This window comes from Bacillus sp. PS95 (assembly GCF_037963565.1).
Classification (GTDB): Bacteria; Bacillota; Bacilli; order Bacillales; family Bacillaceae; genus Bacillus; species Bacillus subtilis.
Genome location: NZ_CP150160.1, coordinates 2393992 through 2413077 on the forward strand (window position 1 = coordinate 2393992; position 19086 = coordinate 2413077).

Sequence of the window (19086 nt, forward strand, 5' to 3'; positions counted from 1 at the left end):
CTTTTTTTTATTTTGCCGCCTCTTCAATAATGGCAACAACCATTTCTGCAGTTTTAACGAGCTCTTCGATCGGCATTTTTTCATTTTTTGTATGGATTTGCTCATAACCGACAGCAAGATTGACCGTCGGGATGCCATGACCAGCGATTACGTTCGCGTCGCTTCCGCCGCCGCTCGTTTGCAGCTCGCTTGGACGTCCGATTTTAGCAGCCGCTTTTTTCGCGATTTCAACAACTTGGTCGCCGTCTTGATATTTAAAGCCCGGATACATAACCTCAATTTCGACTTCTGCGCGTCCGCCCATATCAGCAGCTGCCTCTTCAAAAGCAGCTTTCATTTTTTGAACCTGAGCTTCCATTTTCTCAGGAACTAAAGAGCGCGCTTCAGCAAGAATATGAACTTCGTCGCACACAATGTTTGTCTGTGTGCCGCCTTCAAACCGGCCGATATTAGCTGTTGTTTCTTCATCGATACGGCCCAATGGCATTTTTGAAATGGCTTTGCTAGCGATTGTAATCGCTGAAATGCCTTTTTCAGGTTCAACCCCGGCGTGCGCGGTTTTCCCGAAAATTGCCGCTCTTACCTTCGCCTGTGTCGGCGCGGCCACAATGATATTTCCGACTTTTCCGTCTGAATCAAGAGCATAGCCGTAGGATGCAGTGATCATAGAACGGTCAAGAGCCTTCGCTCCGATCAGACCCGATTCTTCCCCTACTGTGATGATGAATTCAATCGTGCCGTGTTCAATGTTTTCTTCTTTCAACACCTTAATCGCCTCAAACATTGCAGCCAATCCCGCTTTATCATCAGCGCCTAAAATCGTCGTGCCGTCAGTTTTGACGTAACCGTTCTCTACAACTGGTTTTACGCCGTTTCCGGGTACAACTGTGTCCATATGAGATGTAAAATAGATCGTATCTGTTTGTTTTGTCCCTTTTAGCGTGCAAATCAGGTTACCGGCTTCGTGGCCCGTGATATCCATTGTATCGTCTTCTTTAACGTCCACACCTAAATCAGAAAATTTTCGTTTCAGCACTTTGCAGATTTCAGCTTCGTGCTTTGTTTCTGAGTCAATTTGGACAAGCTCTAAAAATTCTTCCAGCAGGCGTTTTTCATTCACCATTTGTAAGTCCCTCCATATTAAAGCGGTATGTTACCGTGCTTTTTTTTCGGTCTCTCTTCTGTCTTATGTGCAAGCATATGAAAAGCTTGAATCAGTTTTCCCCTTGATTCTTCCGGCAAAATGATGTCATCGACCATTCCACAAGCGGCCGCTTTGTATGGGCCGGCGTTTTGCTTTTTGTATTCAGCTGTTTTTTCGCGTTTCGTCTTTTGCGGGTCAGCTGAAGCTTTGATTTCCTTTTCATACAAAATCGATGCCGCACCTTCTGGACCCATCACTGCGATTTCAGCATTCGGCCATGCAAACACAAGGTCCGCTCCGATCGCTTTGCTGTTCATGGCCACATAGGCGCCGCCGTACGCTTTTCTAATGATGAGTGTGACTTTTGGGACAGTCGCTTCAGCATAAGCAAACAATAATTTTGCTCCATGCCTGATGATTCCATTGTGCTCTTGCTGAATACCCGGCAGAAACCCCGGGACATCTTCGACAGTCAATAGCGGGATATCAAATGCGTCACAAAAACGGATGAACCTTGCTGCTTTATCAGCAGCGTCAATCGTCAGGCTTCCCGCCAGATGCTTCGGCTGGCTCGCCACGATGCCGATTGCTTTTTCACCCAGCCTTGCAAACCCAATGACAATGTTCTTCGCAAAAAATGGCTGAATCTCAAAAAAAGATTGCGGGTCAGCCAGCTCCCTAATCACCTTCCGAACATCATAAGGCTTTGTCGTATCAGCAGGGACAAGACGGTTTAATAACGGTCTGGACGCCTCTTTCTCTGGCTTTGGCTCTGTTGTCCGGCCATTCAGCGGCAAATAAGACAGCAGTTTTCTCACCCCTGTCAGAACCTCCTTCTCCGTGTGTCCGGAAAAGTGGGCGTTTCCGCTGACGGCATTATGTATCCCCGCTCCGCCTAAGCTCTCCGCATCAACCTGTTCCCCTGTAACTTTTTCAATCACCTTCGGGCCGGTAATAAACATCCGGCCGGTCTGTTCAGCCATAAATATAAAATCTGTGAGTGCCGGAGAATATACAGCGCCTCCAGCGCACGGCCCTAAAATAACCGATATTTGCGGAATGACTCCGGAATATAAGACGTTTCGGTAAAATATGTGACCGTATCCATCTAATGATACCACACCCTCTTGAATTCTCGCACCACCTGAGTCATTCAGCCCGATAATCGGCGCTCTATTTTTTGCTGCCAGATCCATCAAAGCGCAGATTTTCCTGGCATGGGTTTCGCCAAGCGCCCCTCCGAACACTGTGAAGTCTTGCGCAAATACATAAACTGAGCGGCCGTCAATTGTGCCGTACCCTGTCACGACCCCATCCCCTAACATGCGCTGTTCTCTTGTTAACACTTGACTTTCCATGAAGGGGTGTAATTCGATAAAGCTGTCCTGATCTAGAAGAAATATGATCCTTTCCCGAGCAGTGAGCTTGCCCTTTTGCCGCTGCTGAGCCAGCTTTTCCCGTCCTCCGCCTTCTTCTGCCTGCTTGCGTTTCGTGTATAAATGATCCATGTGCTCATTCATGTTCATTCTGTTGATCTCCTTTCGGTTCACAAAGCTCTACAAGAACACCGTTTGTTTCCCGAGGGGAAATAAACGCGATCTTTTTCCCGTTCGCCCCCTGTCTTGGAAACCTGTCAATCAATTGAACATGCCGGTCAGACAATGCTTGAAGCTGTTCAGATAGGCCGTTGCACAAAAACGCAATATGATGCAGTCCCTGCCCTTTCTTCTCCAAAAATAAACGGACGGGGCTGTCAGCTGTCAACGGCTCTATCAGCTCAAGTTTGACGCTACCAGCTTGAAAAAAAGCAACATTCACCTTTTGCTCTTCAACCGTTTCTTGATGAAGAAATGCAAGCCCCAATACATTTTCATAAAAGCTTCTTGCATCTTTTATCGAAAAAACGGCTATCCCGATATGGTCAAGCCTGTTCATTTTCATCCCTGCTTTCGCTAATAGATATCGCTTGTCCGCCCATTCAAAACACGCTAAAATATAGACAGATTGTTTAAGGAGTGAAAATCATGTCTCAAAAACTGATGAAAAGCGTTTTGATCGTGATTTTGGGAGTTTTTATTCTTTCAACTGTACTCTCAGGAATCGTCATGTTTCTATAACGATAAAAAAGCAGGCGCCTTATTCAATGGGAATATCCTGCTTTTTTATCAGAGCTTTATGCTCGATGGCAATCTCCTCAAAAGAGCGGTTGTCGTCCGTGATCAGCACTCTCGTTCCTACTGGTATCGTTTGAAACAAATGAACAACCTCATCGTTATGCATACGTATACAGCCGTTAGACACAAATTTTCCTACTGATTCCTCTCGGTTTGTCCCATGAATTCCATAAATCCGCCCGTCCGTTCCTTTCGCGTCAAATCCGATCCATCTTGCCCCAAGCGGGTTATCAGGAGATCCCCCTTCAATATTTTTCTTTCTGTAGTAAGGATTTTCCGCTTTTACCGTTACCGAAAACTCTCCTTCAGGCGTCAAATCATCTGTTTTTCCAGTCGCCACACTATACACGCCTTCTACTTTGTTGTCGAGAATAACAGCAAGTTCATTTGTTCGCTTGTTGACAATAACATACGGATCACCTGGCAGCGGATTTTCGCCGAGCGGCCAAATCGGTGAAATCATCATGAAAATCGAACATAAGAAAAAACGCATAAGCTCCTCCTTTTTCATTAGGTTGACCAATGAAGGAAGAGCTCATGCGAATCATCCGAGTGATTTTTGCGCTTTTATTCCTTTAAAATAACTTTTAATCACTAAATATTGTTCCATTTCACCGAGAAGATGGAAGAGAGCAGCCCTCGCTTCAAATTCCTCTCTAGTCGCAGGAAGCGGCATCTCCTCAAATTCTTTTCTCATGTCAGCAAGTCTTTTCAGAAATTTATACGCTGTATTCCCAGGGTGTATCGCCTCCCGCAAATCATGAATAAATTCAGCGATCATTTTTCCCTGATCTACCGTGATGGAGATCGATGTCACTTTAGGGAGAAGGCGTTCAATAATTTCAAATTGCTTTTCTCTCATTTTAAAATAATGATAATGCAGATTTTCGTAACGTAAAATGTGGTTTTGCACATCTCGATATGCCAGGTTTTTAGCCTCCGTAATAAGCTGGTGCGTTTCCGGAATTTCTTTTCCTGACCAATCTTGCTCACCAGTTAACAAATACCGTTCGATTTCTGCAAAAATGACAGCAAAGTTATCCTCTATCTTTTTACGGTAAGCAATCAGCTTCCGATCAAGACTCGGCATATACAAGTTCATCAATAGAGCGACGCCGATGCCGACTGTAATCAGCTGAACTTCATTCCAGATGAAAGTAGGCGTAATGCCGCCGGACATGTATAAATGAAGGATAATAACAGAACTGGTGACGATACCCTCGTTAATTTTTAACAGAACGGTTATCGGAATGAATATCAAAAGAAGCGCTCCGATCACAAACGGGTGGTAGCCAATAAGCTCGAAAAAGAGATAAGAAAAAACAATTGCCAGACAGCATGCCGCAAAGCGGGCCCATGAGGCCTGAAGCGACCGTTTTTGTGTGATTTGTATGCACAAAATGGTGATGATTCCTGCTGATGCGAAGTTTTGCAAATGCAATAACTGGCTTATATAAATAGCCAAAGCTGTTCCAAGCGCGGTCTTTATTGTGCGGTAACCAATTTTAAACATGTCGGACTCCATTTCTATTTGTTTCTTCAATAAAAAAGAAGAGGCGGCCAGCCTTCTTCTTTTTTATATTCTATAATATTTTCTCTAAAAAGTCCTGCGCTCTTTTGGATTTTGGCGACATAAAAAATTCCTTCGGATTGCCGTCTTCGACAATCATTCCTTGGTCCATAAATAGCACACGGTCTGCCACTTCTTTTGCGAAGCCCATTTCATGTGTGACAATCACCATGGTCATGCCGGTTTCGACCAGCTCTTTCATCACCTGTAGCACTTCTTTAACCATCTCTGGATCAAGGGCGGAGGTCGGCTCGTCAAACAGCATGATGTCCGGATTCATCGCAAGAGCCCTGGCAATCGCGACACGCTGTTTTTGTCCGCCAGACAAACGGTTTGGATAGTCATTTCGCTTTTCAAACAAACCGACTTTGCGGAGCAGGTCCTCAGCTTTCTCCTGTGCAGCCTGTTTTGTTTCTTTTTTCACATTGATAGGCGCGTACATGATGTTTTCGAGAACCGTTTTGTGCGGAAAGAGATGAAAATGCTGAAAAACCATCCCGATGTTTTCCCGGACCTTTAATGTGTTGGTTTTTGGCTTCGTAATCTCTGTGTCTTTTATTGTAATGGTTCCGCCGTTAGGCTTTTCCAACAGGTTTAAACAGCGTAAGAACGTTGATTTGCCTGAGCCTGAAGGACCGATCACGGCAACAACCTCACCCTCAGCGATTGTTGTTGAAATGTTTTTTAATACTTCGTGTTTCCCAAATGATTTTGACAGCTTTTCAACCTTAATCATTGGATTTCAGCTTCCTTTCTACAGCCTTGCCGATAAACGTTAAAATCAGGACAAGCACATAATAAATCAATCCCGCGATAATGAGCGGCTCAAGGTAATTGTAAGTGGCGGCGCCAGCTTGATATGCGCGTCTCATGACATCACCAAGCCCGATGACGGTAACGATCGCCGATTCTTTTGTTAACGTAATTAATTCATTCACAATTGCAGGTGATATATTTTTGAAGGCCTGCGGCAGCAGCAGATCCTTCATCATTTTTCCATACGGGACACCGAGTGCAACAGCAGCTTCTTTTTGCCCTTTATCAATGGCATTGATTCCGGCTCTGATAATTTCCGATACATAAGCGGCGGAATTCAAAGACAATGCGACAACCGCAGCCCAAAACTGGTCAATTTGAAATCCGAGCAGCTGAGGAAGGCCAAAATAGACAATCATAAGCTGCAGCACTAAAGGCGTGCCTCGGAACACTGATGTATAAAAATCAGCGATCCAGATAAACGGGCGGAATGTGCTGATCTTGCATAAGCTTAGCACAATACCGAGTATAAGTCCGATAATAGCAGATACAACAACAATTTTTAATGTAATTGCCAAGCCTTCTAATATAAAAGGAATTTGGGGGATCGTTGCTGAAAAATCCAAATTCATAGCCTTTGTCTCCTTTTCTTACAGGAAAAAAGTTTCCTATTCAATAAAAAGGCTCAACGAAAAAGTTGAGCCGCTTTTTTTTACTTCTCGCCAGTGAACCATTTTTTCTTCAATTTCTCAAGCTCTCCGTTATCTTCCATTTCCTTGAGCGCTTTATTGAATTTGTCTGTCAGTTCACTGTCCTTTCTGAAAGCAATTGCTGAACCGGCTTCTTCCGCTTTCGCATCAGGAATCACAAAGCCTTGCAGGTCATCATTTGATTTGAAATACCCTTCTGCAACAATGTCTTCAATAATCGCGGCATCGAAACGGTCAGATTTGATTTCCTGCACCAAATCAGAAATTCTGTTGCGGTCTTCTGTTTTAAAACCATATTCCGGAGAAAGCTCTTTCCCCTTCTCTTCCTGAATAGAGCCAAGCTGAACGCCAACTGTTTTTCCTTTCAGGTCTTTCAAAGATTGAATGCCGCTGTCTTTTTTGCTGACAATCATATGGTTCGCTGTGTAATACACATCGGAAAAATCAACTTGTTTTTTACGCTCAGGCGTTGGTGTCATTCCTGACAGAACGAGATCCACCTGTTTTGATTTAAGCGCTGTAATTAAGCTGTTGAAGTCCATATCCTGCACTTCAATTTCATAGCCTGCCTTCTTTGCCAGAGCTTTTGCCAGCTCTACATCAAAGCCGACAATATTATCTCCTTCTTTATATTCAAACGGTTTGTAATCCGCCGAAGTACCCATAATTAATTTTTTCTTTCCGCTTTCTGAACCTGAATTGCTTGAGCCGCACGCAGTTAATGCAAAGGTGATGCAAGCAGCTACAAGTAATAAGAGCCATTTTTTCATGATCCATTTCCCCCGTATTCATTACTTTTGGTGTGTTTGAATATTTATTCGTTAATTTGTATTTTAAACAGTTTCTCATTTTTATGCAATACTATTTTTAAAAATTATCTTTAAGCTTATCTTTCCAGTGATCTCTTCTGATATTACTAGATAAAAATTAAATCGCTGTACAATCCGATTGAATAATCCCTTAATATTTATTCATATATCCTTGGAAATTTATGCACAAAAAAACCCGGGCTGCTTTGAGCATCCGGGTTGTTCGTCTTATACTTCTTCACAATATTCTTCAAAGGCTTCCTGCAGCTTTGCCACTACGGCCATCGGCTCATGGCCTTCAATTTCATGACGCTCTACCATTTTCATGATCTTTCCGTCTTTCAAAATCGCAAAGGACGGAGAAGATGGCGGATAACCTTCAAAATAGTCACGCGCACGCGCTGTCGCTTCTTTATCCTGTCCGGCAAAAACGGTGACGAGCTGATCAGGTCTTTTATCATAGTGAACGGAATGGTAGGCTGCCGGTCTTGCAATTCCTCCGGCGCATCCGCAAACAGAGTTTACCATGACGAGCGTCGTTCCTTTTTTTGCAAGTGCCTCATCCACCTCTTCGGCTGTTTTAAGCTCGGTGTATCCGGCAGCTGTTATTTCTTGTCTCGCTTGGCGGACAATATCATTCATAAATAAATTAAAGTCCATGTTCAATGAAGACCTCTCCTTTTTCATCATCTGTTCTTATGATAGCAAGGAAACGTCCATATCGGCAAATGACTTTGCTTCGCCGTGCACTTTTTTTGCTCTTCGTTTACTGCTTACAGAAAAAGGGGATTATATAACCAGAAGTAAAATAAAGGAGCAGTTGTATATGAGCCACCGGAAAGCGTTACTGATTCATAACGGAAATGCCGGCAACAAAAATATAGAAAAAGCACTTGGTGCTGTGGTGCCGGTTTTATCTCACCATTTAGATGAGGTGATTATTAAACAGACAAAGAAAAAGGATGATGCGTATCATTTTTGCCGATCCATTGATGATTCTGTCGACACCGTCTTCATTCTCGGCGGCGACGGCACGATCCATCAATGCATAAATGCTATCAGCGCTCTAGAAAGAAAACCCGCTGTCGGAATTTTGCCCGGCGGCACGTGCAACGACTTTTCAAGAGTGCTTGGCATCCCTCAAAATCTTGCAAAGGCCGCGGAAGCACTTATGGCAGGAAAAAAAACCAGCGTAGACGTATGTCAGATGAATGACCGTTATTTTTTGAATTTCTGGGGGATCGGCTTAATTGCAGAAACGTCGAATCAAATCAACGAAACGGAAAAAGCATTATTGGGAAAAATCAGCTATTTTACAAGTGCCTTGCGAACCGTCTCATCCGCTGCATCGTTTCCGATGACATTAAAAATTGATGGAGAAGAAATAAAAGAAGAAGCCGTTATGCTGCTTGTGATGAATGGCCAATACATTGGAACGAATCGAATTCCTCTGCCCGATGCCAGTATTGAAGACGGCTTACTTGATGTTCTCATATGTCGCAACACCAACCTCACCGCGCTGCGGGAGCTGATGAGCATGGAACAGGGCTCAATTGATCGTTTTACCGGAGAGCTGTCCTATGTCCAGGCCTCCCGTATCGAGATTGAAACAGACACTGCCAAAAAGGCGGATATGGATGGAGAAGTTTATACACATACACCCGCAGTCATTCAGGTCCTGCCGCAGCATATCGACATGCTTGTTCCCGCAAATGAATAACTGTCATAAGGCTTTAGAAAGATTTTGCAAATCCGTTGACTCTCCCCTAGGAGGAGGTCTTACAGTATAAGGGATACACACTTGAAAAGGGGAAGTCATATGGAGAAGAAAAATATTACCTTAACTATATTATTAACCAATTTATTTATTGCTTTTTTGGGGATCGGGCTTGTGATTCCAGTAACGCCGACCATTATGAATGAATTGCATTTATCAGGGACTGCGGTCGGCTATATGGTTGCCTGCTTCGCTATTACACAGCTCATTGTCTCACCAATAGCCGGACGATGGGTTGATCGCTTCGGGCGCAAGATCATGATCGTAATCGGCCTGTTGTTCTTTAGTGTGTCGGAGTTTTTATTCGGCATTGGAAAAACAGTGGAGATGTTATTTATCTCCCGTATGCTGGGCGGTATCAGCGCAGCCTTCATTATGCCTGGGGTCACGGCTTTTATCGCAGATATCACGACCATTAAAACACGGCCGAAAGCGCTCGGTTATATGTCAGCCGCTATTTCAACAGGATTTATTATCGGTCCCGGCATCGGGGGATTTTTAGCAGAAGTCCATTCCCGGCTGCCTTTTTTCTTTGCGGCAGCTTTTGCACTGTTAGCAGCCATTTTATCAATCCTCACGCTGCGCGAGCCGGAACGAAACCCTGAAAATCAGGAAATAAAAGGGCAGAAGACAGGCTTTAAACGGATTTTTGCCCCCATGTATTTCATAGCTTTTCTCATTATCTTAATTTCGTCTTTTGGTTTAGCATCATTTGAATCTTTATTTGCATTATTCGTGGATCATAAATTCGGTTTTACGGCCAGCGACATTGCCATTATGATTACAGGAGGAGCGATTGTTGGCGCCATTACGCAAGTCGTCTTATTCGACCGCTTCACAAGATGGTTTGGCGAAATCCATTTAATTCGGTACAGCTTAATTGTCTCTACGAGTCTGGTATTCTTGCTGACAACAGTACATTCATATGTTGCGATTCTGTTGGTGACAGTCACCGTATTTGTCGGATTTGATCTCATGCGGCCTGCGGTAACGACTTACCTGTCAAAGATTGCGGGAAATGAACAAGGATTTGCCGGCGGTATGAATTCAATGTTTACAAGTATCGGCAATGTATTCGGGCCAATTATCGGCGGAATGCTGTTCGATATTGATGTAAACTATCCTTTCTACTTTGCAACGGTCACCTTAGCCATAGGGATTGCACTGACCATTGCTTGGAAAGCGCCTGCACATCTTAAAGCCAGCACGTGATAAGAAGCGTATTCTTTGTGTACTGCAAAGAATGCGCTTCTTCTTTATACTGATGACAGAAGGAGTGATGGCATGAAGGAATCGTATTACTCAATTGGGGAAGTTTCAAAACTGGCAAACGTGTCGATTAAAGCGCTCCGTTATTACGATAAAATTGATTTATTTAAACCCGCCTACGTCGACCCGGATACCAGCTACCGCTATTATACAGATTCTCAGCTCATTCATCTGGATTTGATCAAATCATTGAAATATATCGGCACACCTTTAGAGGAGATGAAAAAAGCACAGGACTTAGAGATGGAAGAACTGTTTGCTTTTTATACAGAGCAGGAGAGGCAAATCAGGGAGAAATTAGACTTTTTATCAGCACTGGAGCAAACCATTTCATTGGTGAAAAAGCGGATGAAACGGCAGATGGAATATCCCGCGCTCGGTGAGGTGTTTGTTTTAGATGAAGAAGAAATACGGATCATTCAGACAGAGGCAGAAGGTATCGGGCCTGAAAACGTGCTCAATGCCTCCTACAGCAAATTAAAAAAATTTATCGAGTCAGCAGATGGATTTACGAACAATAGCTACGGTGCTACTTTCTCTTTTCAGCCCTACACCAGCATTGATGAAATGACTTACCGTCATATTTTCACGCCTGTATTGACGAATAAACAGATTTCATCAATTACGCCGGATATGGAAATCACAACAATCCCTAAAGGGAGGTATGCGTGTATCGCGTATAATTTTTCGCCTGAACATTATTTTCTCAACTTACAGAAGCTTATCAAGTATATCGCAGACCGCCAATTAACAGTTGTCAGTGATGTATACGAGTTAATCATACCGATTCATTACTCCCCGAAAAAACAAGAAGAATATCGGGTCGAAATGAAAATACGGATCGCTGAATAATACAGCATAGAAAAAGAGCATTTTTTGAAACAAAACTTCAAAAAATGCTCTTTTTGCTTATTTAGTAAACAGATGTCTTCTCGTCAATCGATTCTAAAATTTGTTTCACACGTCCCAGGAATCGTCCGCACACGAGACCGTCAAGCACTCTGTGATCTAAGGACAGGCACAGATTAACCATGTCTCTGACAGCAATCATGCCATTCTCCATGACAACCGGGCGTTTGACGATGGATTCTACTTGAAGAATCGCAGCCTGAGGGTAGTTGATAATGCCCATCGACTGAACAGAGCCGAACGAACCTGTGTTGTTGACGGTAAACGTGCCTCCCTGCATGTCATCTGCAGTGAGTTTTCCGTCTCTTACTTTTTTAGCTAGGCCGGTAATGTCTTTCGCAATGCCTTTAATTGTTTTTTCATCAGCGTTTTTAATCACCGGAACAAATAAAGAATCCTCTGTGGCAACTGCAATTGAAATATTGATATCCTTCTTCTGAATAATTTTGTCCCCCGCCCACATGCTATTCATTTGCGGGAATTCTTTTAACGCCTGAGCGACCGCTTTTACAAAAAAGGCGAAGAACGTTAAATTAAAGCCTTCTGTCTTCTTAAAGGAATCTTTTATACTGTTGCGATATGCAACCATATTTGTGACGTCGACTTCCATCATCGTCCAAGCATGCGGAATTTCGGTTTTGCTTCGCTTCATATTGGAAGCAATTGCTTTTCTTACACCTGTGACAGGGATTTCTTTATCACCGGCTGCAGACGCAGGATATGACGTCTCTTCTTTTGGCTCAGGTTTTGATGCAGACTTCGGTGCAGGAGCTGCTGTTTTCGGCTCCTCAGGATTCTGTTCTTGCACGCCGCCTGTTTCAATTAAGCGCTGAATATCTTTTCGCGTAATGCGGCCGCCGGCACCTGTTCCTGTTACTTGTTCAAGATCAATGCTGTGCTCTCCGGCCAAACGGAGTACAGCTGGCGAGTAGCGCTTTTTATTGGGCTGATCAGCTGCTTCGGCACTTTTTGCAGCAGGCGTCTCAGCGGCTTTTGAAGCAGCTGGCTGTTCTTGTTTTTGTTCAGCAGGATTCGCGCCTTCTGTTTCAATTTTGCAAATCACTTCTCCGACTTGCAGGGTTTGGCCTTCTTCTCCCACAAGCTCTGTTATCGTACCAGTAAAAGAAGACGGAACCTCTGCATTTACCTTATCTGTCATGACTTCCGCGATCGGATCGTATTTGTTCACTTTATCACCGGGGGCGACAAGCCATTTGCTGATCGTCCCCTCTGTTACGCTTTCTCCAAGCTGCGGCATCGTCATTTGTTCAATTGCCATGATTGTATCCTCCCTTACGTCTTTAAAACTCCGCTAATTCTCTCATCGCCGCTTCCACTTTATCAGGGTTGACCATAAAGTATTTTTCCATTGTCGGCGCATAAGGCATAGCCGGAATATCAGGACCTGCAAGCCGTTTGATCGGCGCGTCTAAGTCGAACAGACAATGCTCGGATATAATTGCGGCTACTTCGCTCATGATGCTGCCTTCTTTTGTATCTTCTGTGACCAAAAGAACCTTTCCAGTTTTGGACGCAGCTTCGATGATGGCTTCTTTATCAAGCGGGTAAACTGTTCTTAAATCCACCACATGCGCTGAAATGCCATCTTTTTCGAGACGTTCTGCAGCTTGTAAGGCGAAGTGGACACACAGACCGTATGTGATCACCGTAATGTCGTCGCCTTCCCGTTTTACGTCAGCCTTGCCGATTGGCAGGACATAATCATCAGCCGGAACCTCTCCCTTTATCAGACGGTACGCCCGCTTGTGCTCAAAAAACAGCACGGGGTCTTCGTCACGAACTGCGGCTTTTAAGAGCCCTTTCGCGTCATATGGTGTTGATGGCATGACAATTTTCAGTCCGGGCTGGTTGGCGAAAATTGCTTCGACTGATTGAGAATGATACAAGGCTCCGTGCACGCCTCCGCCGTATGGCGCTCTGACGACAATCGGACAACTCCAGTCATTGTTGCTGCGGTAGCGAATTTTAGCTGCTTCAGAAATAATTTGGTTGACTGCCGGCATAATGAAATCAGCAAACTGCATTTCAGCAATCGGTCTCATTCCGTACATTGCCGCTCCGATACCGACTCCTGCGATCGCAGATTCAGCAAGCGGCGTATCCATAACGCGCTCTTCCCCAAATTGTTCATAGAGTCCGGCTGTCGCTTTAAACACACCGCCTTTTCTTCCTACATCTTCCCCAAGGACGAAGACGCGAGAATCTCGTTCCATTTCTTCTTTCATCGCCAAATTGATTGCATCAATATATGACATTACTGACATTTGTTCTTCCTCCCTACTTCGCATACACATAATCAAGCGCTGACTCAGGAGCTGCATAAGGGGCGTTCTCCGCTTCATCCGTCGCTTCATTTACGATTGCCATAATTTCATCCAGCATGGTTTGTTCTATCTCATCGGACAGCAGGCCTGTTTCCTTTAAGTAAGCTTGATAAGTAAGCAGGGGATCACTTTTTTTCGCTTCCTCTACTTCTTCACGCCCTCTGTAGCTGCTGTCATCGTCATCACTGGAATGTGGTGTAAGGCGGTAAGAAATCGTTTCAATTAATGTCGGGCCTTCTCCTCTGCGTGCCCTTTCGCGTGCTTCTTTAACCGCTTGATAAACTTCCAGCGGGTCATTTCCATTCACAGTTACGCCAGGCATCCCATAGCCTATGGCACGGTCGGAAATGTTCTCACATGCGACTTGCTTATCGTAAGGCACTGAGATTGCGTATTTGTTGTTTTCACACATGAAAATAACCGGCAGCTTATGGACAGCGGCAAAGTTCGCCCCTTCATGGAAATCGCCTTGGTTTGAAGACCCTTCCCCAAATGTAACAAAGGCTGCGATATCCTTTTTCTCCATACGTCCCGCAAGCGCAATACCGACTGCGTGCGGCACTTGCGTTGTAACCGGAGATGATCCCGTCACAATGCGGTTTTTCTTTTGTCCGAAATGTCCCGGCATCTGGCGGCCTCCTGAGTTCGGATCTGCTGCTTTTGCAAACCCGGACATCATTAAGTCCTTTGCTGTCATGCCAAACGCGAGCACGACACCCATGTCTCTGTAGTACGGCAATACATAATCCATTTCACGGTCAAGTGCGAAAGCCGCTCCTACCTGTGCTGCTTCCTGTCCTTGACAAGAGATTACAAATGGAATTTTACCAGAACGGTTTAACAGCCACATTCTTTCATCGATTTTTCTTGCTAACAGCATGGTTCTATACATATCAACGGCTTCCTGATCAGTCAGCCCTAGTGCTTGATGTCGGTTTGTACTCATTCAAGCCCCTCCTTTATGCTTTTAAAAATGAATGGCTTTGCCATCTGCGGCAAGCGCTGCTTCTCCAATTGCTTCAGAAAGCGTTGGATGCGGGTGAATCGTTTGCCCGACCTCCCACGGCGTTGCGTCCAGCACTTTGGCAAGACCCGCTTCAGAAATCATGTCGGTGACATGCGGGCCGATCATATGAACGCCGAGAATATCATCTGTATCTCGGTCCGCCACGATTTTGACAAAACCGTCGCTTTCACCGTATACAAGCGCTTTTCCAATCGCCATAAATGGGAACTTGCCGATTTTGACATTATGCCCGTTCGCCTTTGCTTCGTCTTCGGTTAAGCCGACACTGGCAGCTTCAGGGCTTGAGTAAATGCACTTCGGCACAAGCGTCGGATCAAGCGGATGCGGATCGAGACCTGCAAAATGCTCAACAGCAATAATTCCCTCATGTGAAGCAACGTGAGCTAACTGCAGGCCACCGATTACGTCTCCGATTGCATAAATATGAGATTCCTTCGTTTGGCAGCTTTCATTGACTGAAATCATGCCATTTTCAGTAACAATATCGGTGTTCTCTAGGCCGATGCCTTCGATATTTGCCTGTCTGCCGATGGAAACAAGCATTTTCTCAGCAGAGTAGGTAACGGTTTCTCCGTCTTTTTCCGCTTGTATGCTGATATCATCTGATGTTTTTGTCATTGTGTCAGGCAGCACTTTTGCCCCTGTTATGAACTGGATGCCTTTTTTCTTAAGAAGACTTTCCATTTCTTTTGAAATCTCTGGATCTTCAGTCGGCAATATGCGATCCGCGTATTCAATAACTGTTACCTTAACGCCAAAATCATGGAGCATAGACGCCCATTCGATACCGATAACCCCTCCGCCGACGATGATGATTGATTGTGGCAGCTCCTCCATTTGGAGCGCCTCATCTGAAGTCAGTACAGACTTACCGTCCGCTTCAAGGCCCGGAAGCATTCTCGGTCTTGATCCTGTTGCAATGATCACTTGTTTCGGTATCAGCATGTCATTTTCTTCGCCATTTCCCCGCTCAACAGAAATTGTTCCCGGCAGCGGAGAGAAGATTGACGGTCCAAGGATACGTCCATATCCGGTGTACACGTCAATTTTTCCTTTTTTCATTAAATGATTTACACCCGCTGCAAGCTTATCAACAACGGATTGCTTACGCTGCTGCACTTTTTCAAAGTTGAGGGACACGCCAGCCGTTTCCACCCCGAATTGATCGGCTTCACGAGCTGTCCGGTATACCTCTGCGCTTCTAAGCAGCGCTTTACTCGGGATACAGCCTTTATGCAGACATGTTCCTCCGAGTTTTTCCTTTTCCACAACGGCTGTTTTTAAGCCGAGCTGAGCGGCTCTAATGGCCGCAACATAACCGCCGGTACCGCCGCCCAGAATGACTACGTCATACTCAGTTGCCATGGTGACTCACTCCTGTCTGTCTATTCAATACGATATTGTTTGGATTGCTCTTCGCCCTGCAATACTCTGAGCGCCCCTTGGGCAAGAGACTGCAGTTCATTTTCACCCGGATAGACTAAAACGTCTGAAATCCAATCTATGTATGATCTGATAGCAGAAACAAAGCTTTTGCCGTACGCAAGGCCTCCCGTCAGCACAATCGCTTCAACTTCGCCTTTTAACGCCGCGCTGGCTGCCCCGATTTCCTTTGCTACCTGATATGCCATGGCATCATAAATGAAGCGGGCTTTTTCATCGCCCCCCTGAATCATCTGTTCCACTTTTACTGCATCATTTGTACCGAGATAGCCTAAAAGTCCGCCGGTGCCAACAAGCTTTTTCATGATTTCTTCTTTTGTATATTCCCCTGAAAAACATAGATCAACAAGATCTCCCGCAGGCACTGTTCCTGCTCGTTCAGGACTGAATGGTCCCTCGCCGTGCAGGCCGTTATTGACATCTACCACTCGCCCGCGGTCATGAACGCCAATTGTAATACCTCCGCCCATATGGGTAATAATCATTTTCATGTTCTCATATCGTTTGCCAAGGGAGGCTGCCGCTTTACGAGCGACAGCTTTTTGGTTTAACGCATGGAAAATGCTTTTCCGTTCAATTTCAGGCATGCCTGAAACTTTCGCAAGCACTGACATTTCGTCTACGACAACAGGGTCGACGATATACGAAGGGATATTCAGGCCATCAGCGATTTCCCGCGCGATAATGCCGCCGAGATTAGAAGCATGCTGACCGGCGTAGCCGCTTTTCAAATCCTCAATCATGTCATCATTCACTACGTAGGTCCCGCCTTCAATTGGCCGGAGAAGGCCGCCTCTTGCACAGACTGCATCAAACTTTGAGATATTGATTCCCTGTTCATGAAGCGTTTCGAGAATATGGTTTTTACGAAATTCATACTGATCAATAATTCGGTCAAATCGCTGCAGCTCTTCTATGTTGTGTCTCAATGTTTTTTCAAAAATGCTTCTTTCATTATGAAAAACACCGATTTTCGTTGAAGTTGAGCCTGGATTAATTGTGAGAATGCGTTTTTCGTCATGTAGCACTTTCATAACCTCCAGATCAATTTCTTAACGTCTGCTTAATACACTGTGGCCGTTTTGCAAAAACTGGCTTCTTGAGCGGCGCATGCGTTCAATCCGTTCCTCTGCCAAGCGGTCAGCCGCTAAATATGCAGGAATGCCGTCACGCTGAGAAATCTCAAGTACACGCTCGATATTGCCGTAAATGCCTTCAACTTTTTTCAATGCACGTTCTGCATTATAGCCGTAAAGCTCATCTGCCACGTTGATGACACCGCCCGCGTTAATCACGTAATCCGGTGCATAAACGATGCCCATTTCGTGAATTTGATCACCATGGCGTGTCTCTTTTAATTGGTTGTTAGCCGCACCTGCGATCACTTTCGCCTTCAGCTGTTTAATGGTGTCGTCGTTAATAGTCGCACCAAGGGCACATGGCGCATAAATATCGCAGTCTTGTGAATAAATATCATCAGGATCTACCGCCCGGGCGCCAAAATCTTCAACTGCACGCTGTACAGATTGTTTGTTGATATCCGTAACGATTAAGTTTGCTCCTTCTTCATGCAGGTGGCGGCAAAGGTTATAGGCTACGTTCCCAACACCCTGTACAGCAATGGTTTTTCCTTCAAGAGAGTCGGTTCCGAAAGCAGCTTTAGCTGCTGCCTTCATTCCTCTGTACACCCCGTACGCTGTGACTGGGGACGGATTTCCAGAAGAGCCGAAAGCAGGAGAAATCCCTGTGACATAGTCTGTCTCATCATGAATGATATCCATATCCTCGACCGTTGTACCCACATCTTCAGCCGTGATGTATCTGCCATTCAGCCCTTGAATATAGCGGCCAAACGCGCGGAACATTTCTTCATTTTTGTCTTTGCGCGGATCGCCGATAATGACTGTTTTTCCGCCGCCAAGGTTTAAGCCTGCCGCCGCGTTCTTATAGGTCATGCCTCTAGCCAATCTGAGCGCATCTTCAATTGCCGCTTCTTCATTTTCATATGTCCACATTCTCGTTCCGCCAAGCGCCGGACCAAGCGTTGTATCATGAATCGCGATAATCGCTTTTAATCCAGATTGTTCATCCTGGCAGAATACCAATTGTTCGTAATCGTATTTCTCCATATATTTAAAAAGTTCCATGTTCGTTCCTCCTAATGTGTGTATTCTTCAGATGCGCATATTGCCAGCGCAATGGAATACAGTTTATTTTCAGCAGAGTCCGCTCTGCTTGTTAAGGCAATCGGTGCTTTGGCTCCTGTAATGACAGCCGCCACGCTGGCCTTGGCAAAATAAATCAGAGATTTGTATAAAATATTGCCGGCCTCAATTGTTGGGACGAGAAGGATATCTGCGTTGCCCGCTACGTCTCCCGAAATTTTTTTCTGGGCCGCGGCAATTTGAGAAACTGCGTTATCCAAAGCAAGCGGTCCATCAACAATGCAGCCTTTGATCTGGCCCCTTTTGTACATTTGAGCTAGAGCAGCTGCATTCACGGTCGCTTCCATCTTAGGGTTCACCGTTTCGACCGCTGCAAGGGCAGCTGCTTTTGGCATATTGTTCCCCACTGCATGGGCCACATGAACGGCATTTTGCAAAATCTGCCGGAGCTCTTCCAGCGAAGGAGCAATATTCATTGCCGAATCTGTCACAAACATCAGCCGGTCAAAATCCGGTATATCGAAGACAGCCACGTGGGAAAGGACACTTGCTGACCGAAGCCCCTCCTGTCTGTTCAATACCGCTTTAAGCAAAACAGAAGTCGGCACATTGCCTTTCATTAAAACGTCCGCTGTTTTATGATGCACAGCACGAACCGCTAAATTCGCCGATTCCTCAGGAGTATCGGCATGGACGATTTCCACTTGATGCCCTTGCATGGATGATGTCAGCTCGTTCAGTTTTGTGCTGTCGCCCGTTAACAAGAAACGGGCGGATAGGTGCTCGGCTGCCAGCTTTACAGCCCGGATCACTTCCTCATCCTCAGCATGAGCAACCGCAATGGTCTTATTTTTGTGTATCGACGCTTTGCCGATTAAATCTTTCAGCTTCATCTGTTACCACCTTTCTTGTTTCGACTCCGCCTTTTATTATGCAAGTTCCATGCCAGCTCTTAAGGGTGCTGTCATACCAGGTATATTGAAACATT

Annotated in this window: 20 protein-coding genes; 4 read left to right on the forward strand and 16 right to left on the reverse strand. The window is 45.1% G+C overall.

The annotated features are described in order from the left end of the window. Positions 1-7: 7 nt before the first annotated feature. Genes NSQ12_RS12270 through mce form a run of 3 tightly spaced genes read right to left on the reverse strand, consistent with a single transcriptional unit; the run spans position 8 to position 3079 of the window. On the reverse strand, positions 8-1123 hold the full coding sequence (locus NSQ12_RS12270; protein WP_029317945.1) for a tripeptidase T: 1116 nt from the start codon (positions 1121-1123) through the stop codon (positions 8-10). A gap of 17 nt (positions 1124-1140) precedes the next feature. Further along, positions 1141-2664, reverse strand: coding sequence for an acyl-CoA carboxylase subunit beta (locus NSQ12_RS12275; protein WP_080265375.1), 1524 nt, complete (start codon positions 2662-2664; stop codon positions 1141-1143). Further along, positions 2657-3079 (reverse strand): methylmalonyl-CoA epimerase, encoded by a 423-nt coding sequence (gene mce, locus NSQ12_RS12280; protein ID WP_014480205.1) that lies wholly within the window; start codon positions 3077-3079, stop codon positions 2657-2659. Before mce ends, NSQ12_RS12275 begins: the two co-directional genes overlap by 8 nt. 89 nt (positions 3080-3168) lie before the next feature. Between mce and prli42 the strand changes: the two genes are divergently transcribed. After that, the gene (prli42, locus tag NSQ12_RS12285; RefSeq protein ID WP_003226489.1) at positions 3169-3261 is read left to right on the forward strand and encodes a stressosome-associated protein Prli42; all 93 of its coding nucleotides are present in this window, start codon (positions 3169-3171) and stop codon (positions 3259-3261) included. A gap of 19 nt (positions 3262-3280) precedes the next feature. On the opposite strand, the gene NSQ12_RS12290 is transcribed toward prli42, so the two are convergent. The 6 genes from NSQ12_RS12290 to brxB form a co-directional block, all read right to left on the reverse strand. Then, positions 3281-3811 (reverse strand): L,D-transpeptidase, encoded by a 531-nt coding sequence (locus NSQ12_RS12290; RefSeq protein ID WP_004398604.1) that lies wholly within the window; start codon positions 3809-3811, stop codon positions 3281-3283. A 51-nt stretch (positions 3812-3862) separates the two neighbouring features. Next, positions 3863-4831: an aromatic acid exporter family protein gene (locus NSQ12_RS12295; protein WP_029317941.1), complete on the reverse strand. Its 969-nt coding sequence runs from the start codon at positions 4829-4831 to the stop codon at positions 3863-3865. A gap of 70 nt (positions 4832-4901) precedes the next feature. Continuing rightward, positions 4902-5624, reverse strand: coding sequence for an arginine ABC transporter ATP-binding protein ArtR (gene artR, locus NSQ12_RS12300; protein WP_147772213.1), 723 nt, complete (start codon positions 5622-5624; stop codon positions 4902-4904). Next, positions 5617-6276 carry an arginine ABC transporter permease ArtQ gene (gene artQ / locus NSQ12_RS12305; RefSeq protein ID WP_003230340.1) on the reverse strand — a complete coding sequence of 220 codons (660 nt, stop codon included), beginning with the start codon at positions 6274-6276 and terminating at the stop codon, positions 5617-5619. Before artQ ends, artR begins: the two co-directional genes overlap by 8 nt. Positions 6277-6356: 80 nt before the next feature. Continuing rightward, positions 6357-7124, reverse strand: coding sequence for an arginine ABC transporter substrate-binding protein ArtP (gene artP / locus NSQ12_RS12310; protein WP_004398706.1), 768 nt, complete (start codon positions 7122-7124; stop codon positions 6357-6359). A 267-nt stretch (positions 7125-7391) separates the two neighbouring features. Continuing rightward, a complete protein-coding gene (brxB, locus tag NSQ12_RS12315) occupies positions 7392-7829 on the reverse strand; it encodes a bacilliredoxin BrxB (RefSeq protein ID WP_024715130.1) in 438 nt (145 codons plus the stop codon). A 160-nt stretch (positions 7830-7989) separates the two neighbouring features. On the opposite strand from brxB, the gene NSQ12_RS12320 reads away from it, so the two are divergent. The 3 genes from NSQ12_RS12320 to bmrR all read left to right on the forward strand — a co-directional run bounded on the left by NSQ12_RS12320 (position 7990) and on the right by bmrR (position 11061). Next, positions 7990-8883 (forward strand): diacylglycerol kinase family lipid kinase, encoded by an 894-nt coding sequence (locus NSQ12_RS12320; RefSeq protein WP_003230330.1) that lies wholly within the window; start codon positions 7990-7992, stop codon positions 8881-8883. Positions 8884-8982: 99 nt separating this feature from the next. Beyond that, the gene (bmr, locus tag NSQ12_RS12325) at positions 8983-10152 is read left to right on the forward strand and encodes a multidrug efflux MFS transporter Bmr (RefSeq protein WP_163138275.1); all 1170 of its coding nucleotides are present in this window, start codon (positions 8983-8985) and stop codon (positions 10150-10152) included. A 72-nt stretch (positions 10153-10224) separates the two neighbouring features. Then, complete coding sequence (gene bmrR, locus NSQ12_RS12330; protein ID WP_003230325.1) at positions 10225-11061, forward strand: multidrug efflux transcriptional regulator BmrR; 837 nt, start codon at positions 10225-10227, stop codon at positions 11059-11061. Positions 11062-11122: 61 nt separating this feature from the next. Here bmrR and bfmBB read toward each other — a convergent pair whose 3' ends face one another. From bfmBB to yqiS, 7 genes are read right to left on the reverse strand one after another with little or no spacing between them, the layout of a single operon-like run. After that, on the reverse strand, positions 11123-12397 hold the full coding sequence (gene bfmBB, locus NSQ12_RS12335) for a branched-chain alpha-keto dehydrogenase complex dihydrolipoyllysine-residue (2-methylpropanoyl)transferase (RefSeq protein WP_339174828.1): 1275 nt from the start codon (positions 12395-12397) through the stop codon (positions 11123-11125). 22 nt (positions 12398-12419) lie between these two features. Beyond that, positions 12420-13403, reverse strand: coding sequence for a 3-methyl-2-oxobutanoate dehydrogenase subunit beta (bfmBAB, locus tag NSQ12_RS12340; protein WP_004398638.1), 984 nt, complete (start codon positions 13401-13403; stop codon positions 12420-12422). A gap of 13 nt (positions 13404-13416) precedes the next feature. Then, a complete protein-coding gene (bfmBAA, locus tag NSQ12_RS12345) occupies positions 13417-14409 on the reverse strand; it encodes a 3-methyl-2-oxobutanoate dehydrogenase subunit alpha (RefSeq protein ID WP_004398565.1) in 993 nt (330 codons plus the stop codon). A 21-nt stretch (positions 14410-14430) separates the two neighbouring features. Beyond that, positions 14431-15855, reverse strand: coding sequence for a dihydrolipoyl dehydrogenase (gene lpdA, locus NSQ12_RS12350; protein WP_147772216.1), 1425 nt, complete (start codon positions 15853-15855; stop codon positions 14431-14433). Between the two features lie 20 nt (positions 15856-15875). Then, a complete protein-coding gene (gene buk, locus NSQ12_RS12355; protein WP_029317935.1) occupies positions 15876-16967 on the reverse strand; it encodes a butyrate kinase in 1092 nt (363 codons plus the stop codon). Positions 16968-16985: 18 nt separating this feature from the next. Next, positions 16986-18080 carry a branched-chain amino acid dehydrogenase gene (bcd, locus tag NSQ12_RS12360; protein ID WP_003230309.1) on the reverse strand — a complete coding sequence of 365 codons (1095 nt, stop codon included), beginning with the start codon at positions 18078-18080 and terminating at the stop codon, positions 16986-16988. An 11-nt stretch (positions 18081-18091) separates the two neighbouring features. Further along, a complete protein-coding gene (gene yqiS / locus NSQ12_RS12365) occupies positions 18092-18991 on the reverse strand; it encodes a phosphate butyryltransferase (protein WP_015251745.1) in 900 nt (299 codons plus the stop codon). Positions 18992-19086: the final 95 nt, after the last annotated feature.